Annotated in this window: 17 protein-coding genes; 6 read left to right on the forward strand and 11 right to left on the reverse strand. The window is 69.4% G+C overall.

Going from position 1 to position 15,349, the window contains the following annotated elements; all coding sequences use genetic code 11:
• Window positions 1–26 precede the first annotated feature (26 nt).
• Both ASF06_RS03645 and ASF06_RS03650 read right to left on the reverse strand, forming a co-directional pair.
• Window positions 27–3,056 (reverse strand): aminotransferase, encoded by a 3,030-nt coding sequence (locus ASF06_RS03645; protein WP_055943401.1) that lies wholly within the window; start codon window positions 3,054–3,056, stop codon window positions 27–29.
• Window positions 3,057–3,165: 109 nt separating this feature from the next.
• Window positions 3,166–6,696, reverse strand: coding sequence for a bifunctional proline dehydrogenase/L-glutamate gamma-semialdehyde dehydrogenase (locus tag ASF06_RS03650; protein WP_082500679.1), 3,531 nt, complete (start codon window positions 6,694–6,696; stop codon window positions 3,166–3,168).
• A gap of 70 nt (window positions 6,697–6,766) precedes the next feature.
• On the opposite strand from ASF06_RS03650, the gene ASF06_RS03655 reads away from it, so the two are divergent.
• Together ASF06_RS03655 and ASF06_RS03660 are read left to right on the forward strand one after the other, a co-directional pair.
• Window positions 6,767–8,377, forward strand: coding sequence for a phytoene desaturase family protein (locus tag ASF06_RS03655; protein WP_055943405.1), 1,611 nt, complete (start codon window positions 6,767–6,769; stop codon window positions 8,375–8,377).
• A gap of 53 nt (window positions 8,378–8,430) precedes the next feature.
• Window positions 8,431–8,724: a DUF3592 domain-containing protein gene (locus ASF06_RS03660; protein ID WP_055943408.1), complete on the forward strand. Its 294-nt coding sequence runs from the start codon at window positions 8,431–8,433 to the stop codon at window positions 8,722–8,724.
• Between the two features lie 22 nt (window positions 8,725–8,746).
• Here ASF06_RS03660 and ASF06_RS03665 read toward each other — a convergent pair whose 3' ends face one another.
• Window positions 8,747–9,712, reverse strand: coding sequence for a DNA-3-methyladenine glycosylase family protein (locus ASF06_RS03665; RefSeq protein ID WP_235500880.1), 966 nt, complete (start codon window positions 9,710–9,712; stop codon window positions 8,747–8,749).
• 109 nt (window positions 9,713–9,821) lie between these two features.
• On the opposite strand from ASF06_RS03665, the gene ASF06_RS03670 reads away from it, so the two are divergent.
• Window positions 9,822–10,145: a hypothetical protein gene (locus ASF06_RS03670; protein WP_055943411.1), complete on the forward strand. Its 324-nt coding sequence runs from the start codon at window positions 9,822–9,824 to the stop codon at window positions 10,143–10,145.
• Window positions 10,146–10,167: 22 nt separating this feature from the next.
• Here ASF06_RS03670 and ASF06_RS03675 read toward each other — a convergent pair whose 3' ends face one another.
• On the reverse strand, window positions 10,168–10,401 hold the full coding sequence (locus tag ASF06_RS03675) for a hypothetical protein (protein ID WP_157439054.1): 234 nt from the start codon (window positions 10,399–10,401) through the stop codon (window positions 10,168–10,170).
• 155 nt (window positions 10,402–10,556) lie between these two features.
• On the opposite strand from ASF06_RS03675, the gene ASF06_RS03680 reads away from it, so the two are divergent.
• The 3 genes from ASF06_RS03680 to ASF06_RS03690 are packed head-to-tail and all read left to right on the forward strand — an operon-like array spanning window position 10,557 to window position 12,455.
• On the forward strand, window positions 10,557–11,711 hold the full coding sequence (locus tag ASF06_RS03680) for an inorganic phosphate transporter (protein WP_055943417.1): 1,155 nt from the start codon (window positions 10,557–10,559) through the stop codon (window positions 11,709–11,711).
• A gap of 2 nt (window positions 11,712–11,713) precedes the next feature.
• The gene (locus ASF06_RS03685; protein ID WP_055943422.1) at window positions 11,714–12,031 is read left to right on the forward strand and encodes a hypothetical protein; all 318 of its coding nucleotides are present in this window, start codon (window positions 11,714–11,716) and stop codon (window positions 12,029–12,031) included.
• Window positions 12,032–12,059: 28 nt separating this feature from the next.
• Entirely contained in the window at window positions 12,060–12,455 is a 396-nt protein-coding gene (locus tag ASF06_RS03690) for a YchJ family protein (RefSeq protein WP_055943425.1), read from the forward strand.
• Window positions 12,456–12,463: 8 nt separating this feature from the next.
• Here ASF06_RS03690 and ASF06_RS03695 read toward each other — a convergent pair whose 3' ends face one another.
• From ASF06_RS03695 to ASF06_RS03725, 7 genes are read right to left on the reverse strand one after another with little or no spacing between them, the layout of a single operon-like run.
• A complete protein-coding gene (locus tag ASF06_RS03695) occupies window positions 12,464–12,820 on the reverse strand; it encodes a hypothetical protein (protein WP_055943428.1) in 357 nt (118 codons plus the stop codon).
• A gap of 44 nt (window positions 12,821–12,864) precedes the next feature.
• Window positions 12,865–13,074, reverse strand: coding sequence for a hypothetical protein (locus tag ASF06_RS03700; protein ID WP_157439055.1), 210 nt, complete (start codon window positions 13,072–13,074; stop codon window positions 12,865–12,867).
• A 21-nt stretch (window positions 13,075–13,095) separates the two neighbouring features.
• The gene (locus ASF06_RS03705; RefSeq protein WP_055943435.1) at window positions 13,096–13,701 is read right to left on the reverse strand and encodes a hypothetical protein; all 606 of its coding nucleotides are present in this window, start codon (window positions 13,699–13,701) and stop codon (window positions 13,096–13,098) included.
• Complete coding sequence (locus tag ASF06_RS03710) at window positions 13,698–14,282, reverse strand: DUF6286 domain-containing protein (protein WP_055943438.1); 585 nt, start codon at window positions 14,280–14,282, stop codon at window positions 13,698–13,700. The genes ASF06_RS03705 and ASF06_RS03710 overlap by 4 nt, the downstream gene beginning before the upstream one ends.
• On the reverse strand, window positions 14,279–14,659 hold the full coding sequence (locus ASF06_RS03715; RefSeq protein WP_055925278.1) for a hypothetical protein: 381 nt from the start codon (window positions 14,657–14,659) through the stop codon (window positions 14,279–14,281). Before ASF06_RS03715 ends, ASF06_RS03710 begins: the two co-directional genes overlap by 4 nt.
• Window positions 14,656–14,853, reverse strand: a complete 198-nt coding sequence (locus tag ASF06_RS03720; RefSeq protein ID WP_055943440.1) for a DUF2273 domain-containing protein — start codon at window positions 14,851–14,853, stop codon at window positions 14,656–14,658. The genes ASF06_RS03715 and ASF06_RS03720 overlap by 4 nt, the downstream gene beginning before the upstream one ends.
• Window positions 14,850–15,296 carry an Asp23/Gls24 family envelope stress response protein gene (locus tag ASF06_RS03725; protein WP_055943444.1) on the reverse strand — a complete coding sequence of 149 codons (447 nt, stop codon included), beginning with the start codon at window positions 15,294–15,296 and terminating at the stop codon, window positions 14,850–14,852. The genes ASF06_RS03720 and ASF06_RS03725 overlap by 4 nt, the downstream gene beginning before the upstream one ends.
• Window positions 15,297–15,349 lie beyond the last annotated feature (53 nt).

The following is a 15,349-nucleotide window of genomic DNA, read 5'->3' on the forward strand; positions in this document are numbered from 1 at the left end:
CTAGCGCAGTCGGGTTAACGGAACGCTCACGCCGAGCGGCGCCTCTCGTCGAAGCCGAACCCCTCCGAGAGCACCCGGTCGAGCATGTCGACGAAGTAGTCGGCCGCCTCGATCGTGAGGGTCAGCGGCGGCTTGATCTTGAGGATGTTCTGCCGGTCGCCCGTGGCCTGGATGATCACGCCGAGCTCGCGCATCCGCTCGCAGATTGCCGCGGTCTCGCGCGTCGCCGGCTCGAGGGTCTCCCGCGAGGTCACGAACTCGAGGCCGAGGTAGAGGCCGGATCCGTGCACCGCTCCCACCAGCTCGTGCGCGTCTGCGAGCGCGGCAAGCCGCGAGCGCAGGTGCCCTCCGACGACGCGCGCGTTCTCCTGCAGCCCCTCGTCGCGCAGGATGTCGAGAACGGCCAGGCCGATCACGCTCGACACCGGCGATCCCCCGGCAGACGAGAAGAAGTACCCCTGGTTGCGGTAGTTCTCGGCCACCTCGCGGCTCGTGATCACCGCGCCGAGCGGATGCCCGTTGCCCATCGCCTTCGCGATCGTCACGATGTCGGGAACCACCCCCTGCTGCTCGAAACCCCAGAACCACTCGCCCAGTCGGCCGTAGCCCACCTGCACTTCGTCGGCGATCGCCAGCCCGCCGGCCTCGCGCACGGCCGCGTAGACCTCGGAGAGGTAGCCGTCGGGCAGGGGCATCCCTCCCGCGTTTCCGTAGAAGGCCTCGGCGAGAAATGCCGCGGGCGGGCGACCGGATGCCGTCAGCTCGCGGACCTGGGCGGCCGCTCGGCTCGCGTAGTGGGTCGCGTCGGCACCCCGGAGTTCGCCCCGGTAGGCGTTCGGAGCCGGCACGGTGTGCACCCAGTCGGGCCTCGTCTCGAGGGCGTCGGGGTTGTCGGCCACCGAGGTCGACACGGCATCGGTCGCGAAGGTCCAGCCGTGGTACGCCTCGCGCACCGAGACGACGTCCTGCCGTCCGCTCCATGCCCAGGCGATGCGCAGCGCCAGGTCGTCGGCCTCCGAGCCGGAGTTCACGAGGAACACCGTGTCGAGCGGCTCGGGCAGCAGGGCCGTGAGCCGCTCGGAGAGCTCGACGACAGAGGAGTAGTTGAAGCGCGAGTTGCTGTTGAAGCGCTGCAGCTGGCGGTACGCGGCTTCGGCGATTCTCGGATGCGCGTGGCCGACCGAGGCGACGTTGTTCACCATGTCGAGATAGCAGCGGGCGTCGGTGTCGACGAGGGTGTGCCTCCAGCCGCGCTCGATGCGGGGCGGATCGGCGTAGTAGTGCTCCTGCACATCGGCGAAGACGGCGGCGCGACGCTCGAGCAGCGACTCCTCCGTTCCCTGAGCGGCCTTCGTTCCCTGAGCTTGTCGAAGGGAAACCGTGAACAGCAGGTAAGTCGCATCCGGGCTCACCAGGCTCCACCCGGCGAACAGCGCACTCTGCACGAACTCCGGCGCGGCCCCGTCGAAGGTCACGAGCTGAACCGACAGCGCCGACAGCCCGGCCGCGACGACGGCCGTCGTTCCGAGCTGCTGGCCCGCCCGCAGCTGCGTGCCCGAGGCAACTCCCGTGTCGAGGCCGCGGAGCACCAGCCGGACTCCGCGCGACACCAACTCGACCGCGTCGTCGCGGCGCTCGAGGCGTCCAGACCAGGGAGCGTGCACGGCGGTCGGCACCGGCAGGAACACCGAGGTCGACAGCGCGGCCACGGCGGGGGCATCCGGCGACAAGACGACAGACCGCGAGAGCCGACGCTCCCCATACGGGGTGATCACGGCATCCGCGCCCGTCGCGAGCAGGCGCCGGGCGGCGTCGAACTCTACCGACGGCGCAAGCCAGCGGCCCTCGTTCATCTCGTCGGAGTCGCTCGAGAGCGAGAGCACCGCCGGCGCAGAGGGATCGAGCGCCGGCAGGAGCGGCGCGACCACCGGCGGAACCGTCGCCGGCGTGGTCGCCGCGCCCAACCCATCCAGACCCAGCCCATCCAAACCCAGCCCATCCAGCCCCAGCGCCTCGCGCAGAACGCCCGTCATCACGGCGAGCGGAACGCTGTCGGCGACCTCGAAGATGCGCCACTCGTGCTCGACGGCTCCGGTCGCGTAGTCGTTGCCCTCGTCGATGGATGCCTGCTGGTTTCCGCTGGCCACGAGCACGGCTCCGCGCAGAACCACGAGCGGCCAGAGGGCGTCTACCTCATCGCTCGTGAGCGGCGTGATCGCGTGGAAGGCGCGCACCGCGGGCAGTGCAGTGAGAGGGGAGGCGCCCGCATGATGCAGCACCGACGAGATCGCGACGGCGAGTTCGGCCACACGCCACGAGGTCATCACGTCGCCGAAGTCGATCACGCCGTCGGCGACTCGGTAGCCTGAAGCCGACACCGTGCACACCACGTTGTCGTCGGCCACGTCTCCGTGGATCGCCTGCACGGGAAGCCGGCCCGCGAGGGTGGCGACGGCCGCCGAGGCCCGGGCCGTGGCATCCAGCACCGCTGCTCGCCGGAGCCCGTTCGAGATGTAGGGGGCGAGCCGTTCGACGACCGCGGCCGCGTGCCGCAGATCCCACTGCAGGGTGCGTTCGGTGCCCGGATGCGCGAAGTCGGCGAGGCCCGACGACACGCGCGCGGCCACCTCCCCGAGGCTCGCGACGGCCGCCGGGGGAAGGTAGCCGCCTCCCGAGAGGGTGCCCCCGCCGAGGTGCTCGATCACCCGGGCGAGCAAGTCTTCGCCGCCCACGTCGACGGTCTCGATCGTGGCCCCGGATGCCCCGGCCCGCGACACCGGCAGCCGCAGCCCGGGCTGCCGCTCGGCGAGATGGCGGGTCGCCGCATCCTGCGCCTCGAGCTCGAGACGGGAGAAAGCCGGGTTTGCAATCTTGAGAACGGCGCGCTGACCCTGTTCGTCGATCAATAGGAAGTTCGCGTCCTGCTGGCTGCCCAGCTCGCTGGCGACGCCGTCGATGCCGAACTTCTCGTGGGCGATCCGCTGCGCTTCCTCAAGAGTGAGCGCCGGCCCCGGCAGCTCGTCCTGCGCGAAGAAGTCGAAGGTGCCAGAGCTCATGTCCCCATCATCCCGCACGGGCCCACCCCGCCGAGGTGACAATTCGCGCCGCTCGACCGCGCCACGATGCCAATTCGCGTGACCGCAACAGGCAACTCGAAGTGGCGGGCTACAGCAGTCCGTCGCTGAGGGTGCTTGGGTTGCCGAAACGGTGGTTCGTGATCGAGACCGCCTGCTCGCGCAGGAACGGCAGCAGCTCGATGCGGCCGGCGCGAGTGACCTCGCCGGCGTACACCGCGACATCCGGTTCGGCGCCCAGGGCCGCGGCCAGAGCGGCAGCCGAGCCGCCGATCAGCCGGATGCGCGGGGTCGAGACCCCAACCGCCGCCACACGGGCGAGCCACGCCTCGTCGTTCTCGATGACCACGCGAACGGCCCACTCCTTGAGCAGCGCCCGCATCGGTCGGGGAAGCTTGTGCGCCGACGACAGGGTGACCTTCGACCGGGCCAGCGTCGCCGCCGACAGCACGCGCAGCAGCTCGTGCCGTTCACCGTCGTCGGAGAGCCGCACCGTGACCGGAACGGGCCGGTAGCGCAGCACGTTGCGCTCGACGCCGAGGCCCGAGCGGTCGACGGGCGCGAACGACTGCGACCACGCGACCGCGTCGCTCTTCGCCCCGCGCCGGGCGAGGTCGAAGCTGGTCCAGTCGAGGCCGGCCTGCGCCGAGTCGAGCAGAGCGCCGACGCGACCGTCGAGCCCCGCGTTGCTGAGGCCCTCACTGGGCTCGCCCGGCTCGGTGACCCACGATCCGAGGTGCACGAGGTAGTTCGGGCCGCCGGCCTTGGCGCCCGCGCCCACGGCGGAGCGCTTCCACCCCCCGAATGGCTGGCGCTGCACGATGGCACCGGTGATTCCGCGGTTCACGTAGAGGTTGCCCGCCTCGACCGTGGCCAGCCACTGCTCGACCTCGGCCGGGTCGAGGGAGTGCAGCCCGGCGGTCAGACCGTAGTCGGTGCCGTTCTGGTACTCGACGGCCTGTTCGAGCGTCGACGCGTGCATGATGCCCAGAACGGGGCCGAAGTACTCGGTGGTGTGGAACGTCGAGGCCGGCAGCACACCCTCGCGCACCCCCGGGGTCCAGAGTCGCCCGTCGGAGCTGCGCCGCACCGGCTCGACGAGCCACTTCTCCCCCGGTCCGAGCGTGGTGAGCCCCTCGAGCAGCTTGCCCTCGGCGGGCTCGATGAGTGGGCCCATCTCGGTGAGCGGGTCGGATGCGTAGCCGACCCGCAGCGACGACACCGCATCCATTAGCTGCCGGTGAAAACGTTCGGAACGCGCCACCGACCCCACGAGGATCACGAGCGACGCGGCCGAGCACTTCTGTCCGGCGTGGCCGAAGGCGCTCTTCACGATGTCGGCCACCGCGAGGTCGAGGTCGGCGGCGGGCGTCACGACGATGGCGTTCTTGCCACTCGTCTCGGCGAGAAGAGGCAGCTCTGGCCGCCACGAGCGGAACAGCTTTGCGGTCTCGTAGGCCCCGGTGAGGATCACGCGGTCGACGAGCTCATGGGAGATGAGCCTCTGGCCGAGGTCGCCCTCCTCGATGTCGACGAGCGCGAGCAGCTCGCGTGGGATGCCGGACTCCCACAGGGCCTCGACCAGCACGGCGGCCGATCGGCGGGCCTGTGGTGCCGGCTTGATGACGACTCCACTGCCGGCGGCGAGGGCGGCCAGGACACCGCCCGCGGGGATGGCCACGGGGAAGTTCCACGGAGGCGTCACGACAGTGAGCGCCGACGGCACGAACACGGCCCCGTCGACCCGGTCGAGCTCCTCGGCTCGCTCGGCGTAATAGTTCGCGAAGTCGACCGCCTCGCTCACCTCGGGGTCGCCCTCCGCGATGGTCTTGCCGGTCTCCGAGGCCATGACCTCGATCAGCCTGTCGCGGTTGGCCTCGAGCGCCAGCGCGGCCCGGCGCAGCACGGCCGCGCGCTCGGCGCCGGTCTGCGAGCCCCAGCGGGCCCCTGCCTCGCGCACCGAGTGGATGATGCCATCCAGAACCGCGGGATCGGTCACCACGGCCGCGTCGATGGTGTCGATGCCGATGCGGTTGCCGGGCCCGACCAGAGACAGGATGCGACGGCCCCAGCTGCGGTTGGCCGCCAGCGACGGGTCGGTGTCGGCCGTGTTCTGGAACTCGGTCGCGCGGGCGAGCTCGGAGAGGTCACCGCGATCCTGCGTGCGGTTGGCCGCGTTCCCGTTCCCTGACCCCGTCCCGTTCCCTGACCCCGTCCCGTTCCCTGAGCCCGTCGAAGGGAACGGCTCCGATTCCAACGCATCCACAGACGCCAAAAAGCGGTTCTTCTCGCGCTCGAACACGGTGTCGCTGGCGGCGATGTCGAACACGCTCGACATGAAGTTCTCGTCGCTGGCATTCTCTTCGAGTCGGCGCACGAGGTAGCTGATCGCCACGTCGAACTCCTTGGGGTGCACGACGGGTGTGTAGAGCAGCAGCGCGCCCACCTCGCGGCGCACGGCGTCGGCCTGGCCCGTGGCCATGCCGAGCAGCATCTCGAAGTCGATGCTGTCGGTCACCCCGCGGTGCTTGGCGAGCAGCCACGCGAGCGCGATGTCGAACAGGTTATGGCCCGCGACTCCGATGCGCACGGCGTCGGTGCGCTCGGGAGTCAGAGCCCACTCCAGCACCCGCTTGTAGTTCGTGTCGGTCTCCCGCTTGCTGTCGAAGGTGGCGAGCGGCCAGCCGTGGAGGGCAGCGTCGACGTGCTCCATGGCGAGGTTCGCGCCCTTCACCACGCGCACCTTGATGGGAGCCCCGCCCCGGGAACGACGCTCGGCCGCCCAGTTCTGCAGGCGCTGCATCGCGCCCAGCGCATCCGGCAGATAGGCCTGCAGCACGATGCCGCCCGAGTAGCCGAGCAGTTCTTCGCGGTCGAGGATCTTCATGAATACCGCGAGGGTCAGGTCGAGATCGCGGTACTCCTCCATGTCGAGGTTGATGAACTTGTTCGTGGGGAGAGCGATGCGATACAGCGGCAGCAGGGTCTCGGCGACGCGCTCGACCGTCTCGTCGAACGCCCACATCGAGAGGTCGCTGGCGATCGCCGACACCTTCACCGACACGTAGTCGACGTCGTCTCGGGCGAGCAGTTTCTCGGTGCCCTCGAGTCGACGTCGGGCCTCGGCCGAGCCGAGGACCGCCTCGCCGAGAAGGTTCAGGTTCAGCCGCGAGCCGTCGGCGCGCAGTTTCTCGATCGCCGCGCCCAGCCTCGCCGGGGTCGCGTCGATCACCAGGTGTGCGACCATCTGCCGCAGAACCTTGCGAGCCGCGGGAACCACCACTCCGGGAACGACCTCGCCGAAGACGCCTCCGGCCGCGACCGCGCTGCGCAGGTACCAGGGCAGGAAGGCGGGCACCCGACTGCCGAGGGCCTGCAGGTTCTTGGCGGCGACCGCCAGGTCTTCGGGGCGCGCGACACCGTCGACGAAGCCCACGGTGAAGGCGAGGCCGTCGGGATCTTCGAGAACCCCCGCGAGGCGCTCGGCCGAGGGGTCGGGCTCGACGTCTTTCGATTCGTCGAGCCAGCGGCGCACGAGGGCTATCGCCGGTGCCGCGAGATCGACGGGGGTCAGGCTCGGGTCGGCCTCGAATTCGGGCGAGTTCGGGTTCGCAGAGGTCACTCTTCGAGGATATGGCGTGGGTGCCCCCAACGCCCGGAGGCGGAGCGCACCCCGCAACTATGCTCGACGCATGAGCACTGCAGCCGTTGCCGATTCGGCCGACATCGTGATCGTGGGCGGGGGCCACAACGGCCTGGTCGCGGCCGCCTATCTCGCCACAGCGGGCCTCGAGGTCATCGTGCTCGAGCGCCTCGATCACACGGGCGGGGCCGCAGTCTCTGCGCAGGCGTTCGCGGGCCACGACGCGCGGCTCTCGCGCTACTCCTACCTCGTGAGCCTGCTGCCTCAGCGCATCATCGACGACCTCGGTCTCGACCTCACCCTGCTGCGCCGCCGCTACTCCTCCTACACTCCCCTACCCGGCACATCGACGGGCCTGCTCATCGATACCGGCGACTCCGAGGCCACCGCGGCGTCGTTCGCCGCGATCGGGGCCGAACCGGATGCGCAGGGTCTCGCGCGGTTCCAGGGTCGCGCGGCGCGGCTCGCCGAGACGCTGTGGCCGAGCCTCACGGAGCCGCTGATGACACGGTCGGAGGCCCGGGCCCTGGTCGGCGACGACATCGCCTGGAACGCGTTCATCGAGCATCCGCTCGCCGGAGCCATCGAGGCCGACGTCGAGAACGACCTCGTGCGGGGTGTTCTGCTGACCGATGGGCTCATCGGAACGTTCGCCCGAGCATCCGACGACGACCTCGCGCAGAACCGCTGTTTTCTGTATCACGTGATCGGTGGCGGAACCGGGGACTGGGATGTGCCGGTGGGCGGCATGGGCGCTGTGAGCGGTGCGCTCTGGCATGCGGCCACGGAGGCCGGTGCCACCATCGTGACGGGTGCGGAGGTCACCGCAATCGACCCCGACGGCACCGTGTCGTACACCGTCGACGGGTCGGAGCGGGTCGTGCGCGCCGGCCACGTATTGTCGAACGTCGCCCCCTGGGTGCTCGACCGCCTGCTCGGTGAGGCCGGCGCCGAGGGCGAGGCCGGCGTTCGCACCAAGCCGGAGGGCGCCCAGGTGAAGGTGAACCTGCTGCTCTCGCGGCTGCCGAAGCTGCTCGACGAGAGCGTGTCGCCCGAAGCCGCCTTCGGAGGGACGTTCCATATCCACGAGGGCTACGCCGAGCTCGATCGGGCCGTGGATGCGGCCGAGGCGGGCGCTCTGCCGTCGCCGCTGCCCGCCGAGATCTATTGCCACTCGCTCACCGACCCGTCGATCCTGTCGCCCGAGCTGCAGGCATCCGGCGCCCAGACCCTCACCGTGTTCGGCCTGCACGTGCCGTCCCGCCTCATCACCGGCGAGAACAACGACGAGATGCGTAAGCGCCTGCAGGCCGCGGTCATCGATTCGCTGAACAGCGTGCTCGCCGAGCCGATCGAGGGATGCCTGCTGCTCGATTCAGAGGGACGCCCCTGCATCGAGACCAAGACCACGCTCGACATCGAACGATCGCTCGGCATGCCGGGCGGCAACATCTTCCACGGACCGCTGTCGTGGCCGTTCGTCGACGATGACGCCGCGCTCGAGAGCCCGGCCGAGCGCTGGGGCGTCGCGACAGGCCACGACCGCATCCTGCTCTGCGGTTCTGGCGCCCGCCGCGGCGGGGCCGTGAGCGGCCTCGGCGGTCACAATGCGGCGATGGCCGTTCTCGAGCTGCGCTCGCAGGCGTCCGCCAGTAGCTGATTGTTACTCACTAGTCTTGACTCTCACTGAGTCATTGTGGCTACGATGGCTCAATGATTGACGGGGGCATCGACGACATCGAGAATCCGTTCGACGTCGATTCGGGGTTGATGCGCCACTGGCTGCCGGGCACCGCCACCATCCTCGCGGTCGACCGCACCGACGAATGGGTCGACCGCAACGAGTTCTTCGACGTGACGCTCGAGATCGATCTCGAGGGGTTCGAGGCCTACGAACTGCGTCAGCGCCAACTGATTCCCGAGAGGGCGCAGTTCGAGTGGCAGCCGGGCACTGAAGTCGACGTTCTGGTGAATCCGGCCGACCATTCGAAGGCCGTGCTGCGGTAGTCGAGCACCCCTGCGGTGCCGATCAGTGCCCGCGGTGATCTTGAATCGTCATGCGCGGGCCGTGCCTCGGCTTGGCGAAGCCGCTGGCGAGAATGAGCCGCACGACGCGCTGACGGTGTCCGCGCCACGGTTCGAGCAGCTCGAGCATGCCGTCGTCGTCGACGGGCGAACCCGTGAGCGCGTAGCCCACGTGAGCGGCGAGGTGATAGTCGCCCACGCTCACCGCGTCGGGGTCGGCGTGGCTGCGCTGCGTGGTCTCGGCCGCCGTCCACCTGCCGATGCCCGGCAGTGTCTGCAGCCGTGTCGCCGCCGTCTCCGCATCCGCCGTCGCGGCCCGCTCGAGCGCCGTGGCCAACTGGCATGCCGACACCACGGTACGGCTGCGGCGCGGGTCGACGCCGGCACGATGCCACTGCCATGAAGGAACGCCGCGCCAGGTCTCCGCGCTGGGTGCGACGTGCATGCCCGCGGGCGCGGGCCCCGGCGCGACCTCGCCGTAGATGCGGATGAGCCGGTACCAGGCCCGATGAGCCTCGAGCGTGGTGACCTTCTGCTCGATGATCGCGGGCACGAGCGCCTCCATGACGAGGCCGGAGCGGCTGAGGCGCATGCCCGGATTGCGGCGACGCACCTCGGCGAGCGCCGGATGGGTGTGCAGCGTCAGCCCCGACCAGTCGTCGTCGGCACCGAGCAGTGCGGGTACCCGATCGATCGCCCAGTGCGCGCCCGGCCCCCAGGCTCGTGCCTCGATGCCGTGCTGTCGCTGGCGCATCAGCAACGTGGCGGCGCCCTCCGGTGTGCGCACCGTGCGCCAGAACCCCTCGGGCGTCGATCGGCAGGTCGGGTCTCCCGTGCCCCGGGAGTGCACGCCCATCGTTCGCGCGACGTCGACCTCGTGCGCCGGCGCATAGACGGTGACCAGAGCGGCCCCGTCGGCAGCGTCACCGGCGACGGTGTCGACGGTGGGGCGGGGCGCTTCGAGAGTCATGATGACGGCAGGCTAACCCGAGGTTCGGACATTCATCGCATCGACGCGTGACGATCTCCCGTCATGGCGCGTTCACCGCCCCGTCACCGCGACCTGCGAGGGTGCACCCATGCAGACGTCAACGGCGATCCTCACCGCATTCGACTCCCCCCATGCCCTCTCGGTCTTCACCGATCGGCTTGCTCGATATCGGCGCATGCCGGTGGATGCCCAGGGCTTCATCGTGTCGATTCCCATCGCGGGGCGCGCGCTGGTGAGGCAGGAGGGCCGGTCGCTCACGGTCAGCGTTGTCGCGGCCGACGAAAAGTCACTCGCCGCGTCGATGGCCGCCGTCGTGCACGAACTGCAGGAGGGCTTCGGCCGCTCCGACTTCAGGCGCAGCATCTCGGTGCGCTGGCAGCGCCGCGACGTGGTGCCGACCGCGCTGCGCTGACGCGCGCCAGGTGCCGGGCGTCTCAGTCGTCGAGTTCGGCTTCGAGCTGCTCCGGAGTCAGGTGCTCGCCGGGCGTCGGACGCCGGAAAGGGATGTCCTTCGTGGACTCGTGCTGCTGCAGCGTGCCCTCTTCACCGGCATCGCTGCCGGGGAGTGTGTCCGGCCCGTCGACCGGCCCGTCGTGCAGGTCGAGATCTTCGTCTCGGTCTGCGGGGTGGCGCTCGATCTGGGGTTCGAAAGGCTCTGACATCGACATGCCGTTCATGGTGCGCCGCCGAGGTTAACGGCTGCTGAGACTATCGCTCCGGCGTTGTTCATCCCGATTTAACCGTCGGGGCGTACCGTCGCCCGCGATCGCCGAACGAACCGCTTCCCGATCGCCAGGAGTGCCCGATTCGAAGGGACGAAAACGTGGATGCTCTCATCACCGTTCTGCTCGTCGTGACCATCGCCCTCGTGTTCGACTTCACGAACGGCTTCCACGACACGGCCAACGCCATGGCTACCTCGGTCGCGACCGGCGCGCTCAAGCCGAAGGTCGCGGTCACCATCTCGGCCGTGCTCAACCTTGTCGGTGCCTTCCTCTCGACCGAGGTGGCGAAGACCATCTCCCAGGGCATCATCAAGGAGGGCGACGGGGGTGTGCAGATCACGCCCACGATGATCTTCGCCGGACTCGTCGGCGCCGTGCTCTGGAATCTCGGCACCTGGTACCTCGGACTGCCGTCGAGCTCGACCCACGCGCTCTTCGGCGGCCTCATCGGGGCGGCGATCATCGGCGCCGGATTCGGATCGGTCGACTTCGGCGTCGTGCTCTCGAAGGTCGTGCTGCCCGCGCTCTTCTCGCCGCTCGTCGCCGGCCTCGTCGCGCTGGTGGCGACCTACGCCGCCTACCGCATCACCAAGCAGGCCCGGTCACGCGGGGCGGATGCCGGCTTCCGGCACGGACAGACGATCTCGGCCTCCCTCGTGTCGCTCGCCCACGGCACCAACGACGCGCAGAAGACCATGGGCGTCATCACGCTCACGCTCATCGCGGCCGGCTACCAGGGGTCGGGAACGGGCCCGCAGTTCTGGGTCGTCGCATCCTGCGGTCTGGCCATCGCGCTCGGCACCTACCTGGGCGGCTGGCGCATCATGCGCACGGTCGGCAAGCGCATCACCGACGTGCAGCCGGCCCAGGGCTTCGCCGCAGAGACCAGCTCGGCCGCCACCATCCTCATCTCGTCACACCTCGGATTCGCCCTGTCGACGACGCAGGTCACCTCCGGCGCCGTCGTCGGCTCGGGCCTCGGCAAGAAGCTCGCGACCGTGCACTGGGGAGTCGTCGGACGCATCGCCATGGCCTGGGTGTTCACCCTGCCGGCCGCCGCGCTGGTGGGCGGGCTCGCCGCCTGGATCGCGAGCACCAGCACCGTGGGACTGATCGTCGTGGCCGTGCTGGCCCTCGCCGGCGGGCTGGCGTTCGTGTTCCTTGCGCGCAGGCATCCCGTTACCCACAACAATGTGAACGACGTCGACGCGGAATCGCGTGAACCCGAGACCGCATCGACCGGAAAGGCCTGATCATGATCGACTCCACCGCCACCGCTCTCGTCGCGGCAGCCGACGGCTCGGAGAAGTTCCTCGGCGTCGACTGGGCGGCGTTCGGCATCGTCTTCGTCGTGGCCTTCGGGGCCGCCGTCGCGATCGTCGTGTTCTTCGCGCTGGGACTGCGCCTGCTGGCGGTCGGCTCCGACGACGACACGGGCGCCGACGGATCGATCGTGTCGACCGCCAGGGGCTCGCGCCCGCTCGGCGCCACCCTCGGTGCGTTCGCCTGCCTCGCCGTCTGCGTCGCGGCGGTGCTCTACGGGCTGTACCTGATCATTCCCCAGTTCCACTGACACGCGCTGCCCCACCGATAATGGAGGGGTGGAATCGGACGCGCGCTGCCCCTGCGGCTCCGGCCTGAGCTACGGCGAGTGCTGTCGGCCGATTCACCTCGGGCTCTCCCCCGCGCCGACGGCCGAGCGGCTCATGCGGTCGCGGTTCTCGGCGTTCGCGGTGGGCGACCCGGCCTACTTGCTGCGGTCGTGGCATCCGGATACCCGCCCGGCGACGCTCGAGCTCGATGCCGACACGCGCTGGCTGTGGCTCGAGATCGTGCGCACCGAGCTCGGCGCCGAACGCGACACCGACGGTGTCGTCGAGTTCCGGGCGAAGTACCGGGTGGATGCGCCGGAGGGCCGATCGTCGGGCGTGCAGCACGAGATCAGCACCTTCACGCGCGTCGACGGAGCCTGGGTCTACGTCGACGGCTCGGCCTGACGGGGCAGCTAGCTGCGCTTGGCCAGGGCGACCACGAGTGCAATGACAGCGGCACCCGCGAGCGCGGCGACGGTCACGAACCGCGTCGGGTTGTCCTCGTAGGCCGAACGGATGCGGCTGCTGCCCTCGTCAGCGAAGTCCCGGGCCGACATGACGACATCATCGGCCGTCTTCTCGACCTTTCGACCGATGTCCTCGGCCACGTCGGAGGCGGTGCCGGCGGCGTCTTTGGCGGCGTCGGATGCCCGGTCGACGGTCTTCTTCACGTCGCCCTCGACGCCCGCCTTGTCGGCCAGGTCGTGCGCGGTGTCTGCAGCCTTGTCGATGACATCGTCGGCTGTGTGCTTCGGGGATTTGTCGGTCATGATGTGCGTTCCTTGCGTGGTGGGGCGGGAGTGGACGAGCGCAGTTACTTCGAGATCTTCTTCACGGCCTTCTTGGCCGCCTTCTGCGTCTTCTTCTGGGCGCGGGCGCGGGCCTTCTTCACGGCGGGATCGTTCCAGAAGGCCTTCGCCGTCTCGCTGATCTCCTTGTAGCGGCCGTGGCCGGCCTTGGCTCCGACAACGTAGGCGGTTGCGCCGACGGCGATCACGACGAGCCACACGAGGGGTTTAGGCATGTTCTTCTTCTTTCTGGAGGGTTACTGCAGGCGGGTGGTCTTGGTGACCCGGGCTCGGAAGCCGCCGCTGATCTGGATCAGCGCGGGCAGCTCGCGGCCGAGCAGCTCGTCGAGCGCGTGGAGCTTCGATTCGACGATCGCGGCCGCGTCTTTCGGTGAAACGCCGCGTCGGCAGGTGACCGACACCTTCAGCACGGGGGTGCGGCGCACTTTGTACGTCGAGACGTGGGAGCCGACGAACTCGGAGTGTGCGTCGAGCGCGTCTTTCAGGGCGTGCTCGGCGACCGACGACTCGATCACGGTCGACCCGTGCTCGCTCGTGGGGTCGGTCAGCGCGATGCCGGTGTGGCCGCGCCCCTGCCGTGAGATGAACACGATCAGCACGATGATGGCGATCACGAGCAACGCGACGACGGCGATGAGAATCCAGCTCACTCCGAGGCCGGCGAGCTGAGTCTGCTCGAGCCAGCTCGCCACCTGGTCGGTGACCTGCCCGCTCGTGTCCTTCCAGGCATCCCGAACGAACGGAACGAGCACAGCGGCGGCCGCGGCCGCACCGACGACGAGCAGAAGCAGTCCGCAGACGAAGATCAGCAGCCTGTTGGCTGCACGATTGGTGCTGTTCATGCGCCTACCTTCGCTTTCTCTGCGATCTGAACCCGTGCCCGAACGGTGGGGCGCAGGCCGTATGCGTCGAGCTGGGCCGTCACGGCCTCGGTCACGTCGTCGCGATTGGCCGGAATTCCGGATGTGGGGGTGAGGTCGACCACGGCGCGGCGGTGCGAGACCGACACGGTGGTGTTGTCGGGGTCGACGTTGCCCGCGTACGACGCGTGCCGGGCCAGGGCGGATGCGATGACCTCGTTGTCGACGACGGTCGCCGCACGCTCGGTGTCGATCACATGCCGGGCACGGCGGCCGGGCGAAAGCGACAGGATGATCAGCACGAGACCGATCACCGCCGCGACGATGCCCGCGGCCGCAACGATCGCTGCCGGCTGCTCGGCGAGGCCCAGGGCCGACGCGAACATGTCGGATGGCGCGACCAACAGGGCGGGAAGCCCGAGAAGGGCGATCACGACCTCGGTGCCCACCCAGGCGAACACGATGATCAGCACGACCGCGAGAACGATCGCGAGCAGTGAGCGCGGCGAGTGGGTCTCGCGCCGGCTGATCCGCGCGTAGAGAGCCTTGTTGTCGGAGCTCATTTCACTCTCTCCTCTGGCTGGATGGTGACGCCGGAGACCTTCACGGTGACGCGGGCGATCTGCGAACCGGTGAGCGCGCTCACCCGATCGCGGATCGTCGTCTGCGCCTGGCCGGCCCTGTCGAGAATCGTTCCGCCCGATCGTGCGACGACCGAGTTGTCGGTGCTCACTCGATCGAGCGACACGATCCGGATGGGGGTGGTCACGACCAGGGCCAGCGCACCCGTGTGGTCGGCGAGTTCGACGCCCACGCGCGCGGCGTCGACCCCGAGGGCGTCGGCGGTGACCGCCGACACGACCTTGTTCAGGGCCTTCGACGTGACACGGGTGCGACCGCGCTGTGCCGCTCCGGTCTCGGTCGTCGAGGCGATGCTCATGACGAGGAGCGCTTGCCGCGGAACGCGTCGACAAGACTGGTCACGTCGAGCTTGCCCTCGATGACGCGGCCGATGAGGGCACCGATGGCCATGGCGATGGCGACGAAGAAGAACGCCCAGAATCCGACCACGATCCAGGTGAGCGCGAGGACCGCGCCGATGAGGATGCCCGTGCGGGTTGCCGAGGGGGTCACTGGACTCGCGCCTCTGCTGCGTCGTCCTTGTTGTTGTCGTCGGAGGGCAGGTGCACGTCGTTGACGGTCACGTTGACCTCGGTGACCTCGAGTCCGACGATCGTCTCGACGGCGCGGATCACGTTGTCGCGAACGCCGTCGGCCACGTCCTGCAGGGGCGCGGGGTATTCGGCGACGATGGTGACGTCGACAGCGACCTGCTTCTCGCCGACCTCGACGTTGATGCCCTGGCTCTGGTCTGCACCGGCAACGGCCTCGCGGATGGCGCCGAACGCGCGGGCCGCTCCGCCTCCGAGGGCGAAGACGCCGCTGGATTCGCGGGCGGCGATGCCGGCGACCTTGGCGACGACTCCATCGTTGATGGTGGTCTTGCCGAGCGTGGTCGACACGGGCAGGGCGGTCGCCGCGGCGGCGGGAGTGGCGGGTGTGGGCGTGGTGGCCATGATTATCTCCTTGGTATGAGTGCCCGGATCCTCCGGGGCTTGGTGCTGCTTCA

Source organism: Agreia sp. Leaf244 (assembly GCF_001422695.1).
In the GTDB taxonomy this organism is placed as follows: Bacteria; Actinomycetota; Actinomycetes; order Actinomycetales; family Microbacteriaceae; genus Agreia.

What these genes read in the sequence shown, in the direction of transcription:
- ASF06_RS03645 (WP_055943401.1), bottom strand. Translation starts at nt 3,056, where the DNA reads ATGAGCTCTGGCACCTTCGACTTCTTCGCGCAGGACGAGCTGCCGGGG.
- ASF06_RS03655 (WP_055943405.1), top strand. Translation starts at nt 6,767, where the DNA reads ATGAGCACTGCAGCCGTTGCCGATTCGGCCGACATCGTGATCGTGGGC.
- ASF06_RS03660 (WP_055943408.1), top strand. Translation starts at nt 8,431, where the DNA reads ATGATTGACGGGGGCATCGACGACATCGAGAATCCGTTCGACGTCGAT.
- ASF06_RS03665 (WP_235500880.1), bottom strand. Translation starts at nt 9,712, where the DNA reads ATGACTCTCGAAGCGCCCCGCCCCACCGTCGACACCGTCGCCGGTGAC.
- ASF06_RS03670 (WP_055943411.1), top strand. Translation starts at nt 9,822, where the DNA reads ATGCAGACGTCAACGGCGATCCTCACCGCATTCGACTCCCCCCATGCC.
- ASF06_RS03675 (WP_157439054.1), bottom strand. Translation starts at nt 10,401, where the DNA reads ATGTCGATGTCAGAGCCTTTCGAACCCCAGATCGAGCGCCACCCCGCA.
- ASF06_RS03685 (WP_055943422.1), top strand. Translation starts at nt 11,714, where the DNA reads ATGATCGACTCCACCGCCACCGCTCTCGTCGCGGCAGCCGACGGCTCG.
- ASF06_RS03695 (WP_055943428.1), bottom strand. Translation starts at nt 12,820, where the DNA reads ATGACCGACAAATCCCCGAAGCACACAGCCGACGATGTCATCGACAAG.
- ASF06_RS03700 (WP_157439055.1), bottom strand. Translation starts at nt 13,074, where the DNA reads ATGCCTAAACCCCTCGTGTGGCTCGTCGTGATCGCCGTCGGCGCAACC.
- ASF06_RS03705 (WP_055943435.1), bottom strand. Translation starts at nt 13,701, where the DNA reads ATGAACAGCACCAATCGTGCAGCCAACAGGCTGCTGATCTTCGTCTGC.
- ASF06_RS03710 (WP_055943438.1), bottom strand. Translation starts at nt 14,282, where the DNA reads ATGAGCTCCGACAACAAGGCTCTCTACGCGCGGATCAGCCGGCGCGAG.
- ASF06_RS03715 (WP_055925278.1), bottom strand. Translation starts at nt 14,659, where the DNA reads ATGAGCATCGCCTCGACGACCGAGACCGGAGCGGCACAGCGCGGTCGC.
- ASF06_RS03725 (WP_055943444.1), bottom strand. Translation starts at nt 15,296, where the DNA reads ATGGCCACCACGCCCACACCCGCCACTCCCGCCGCCGCGGCGACCGCC.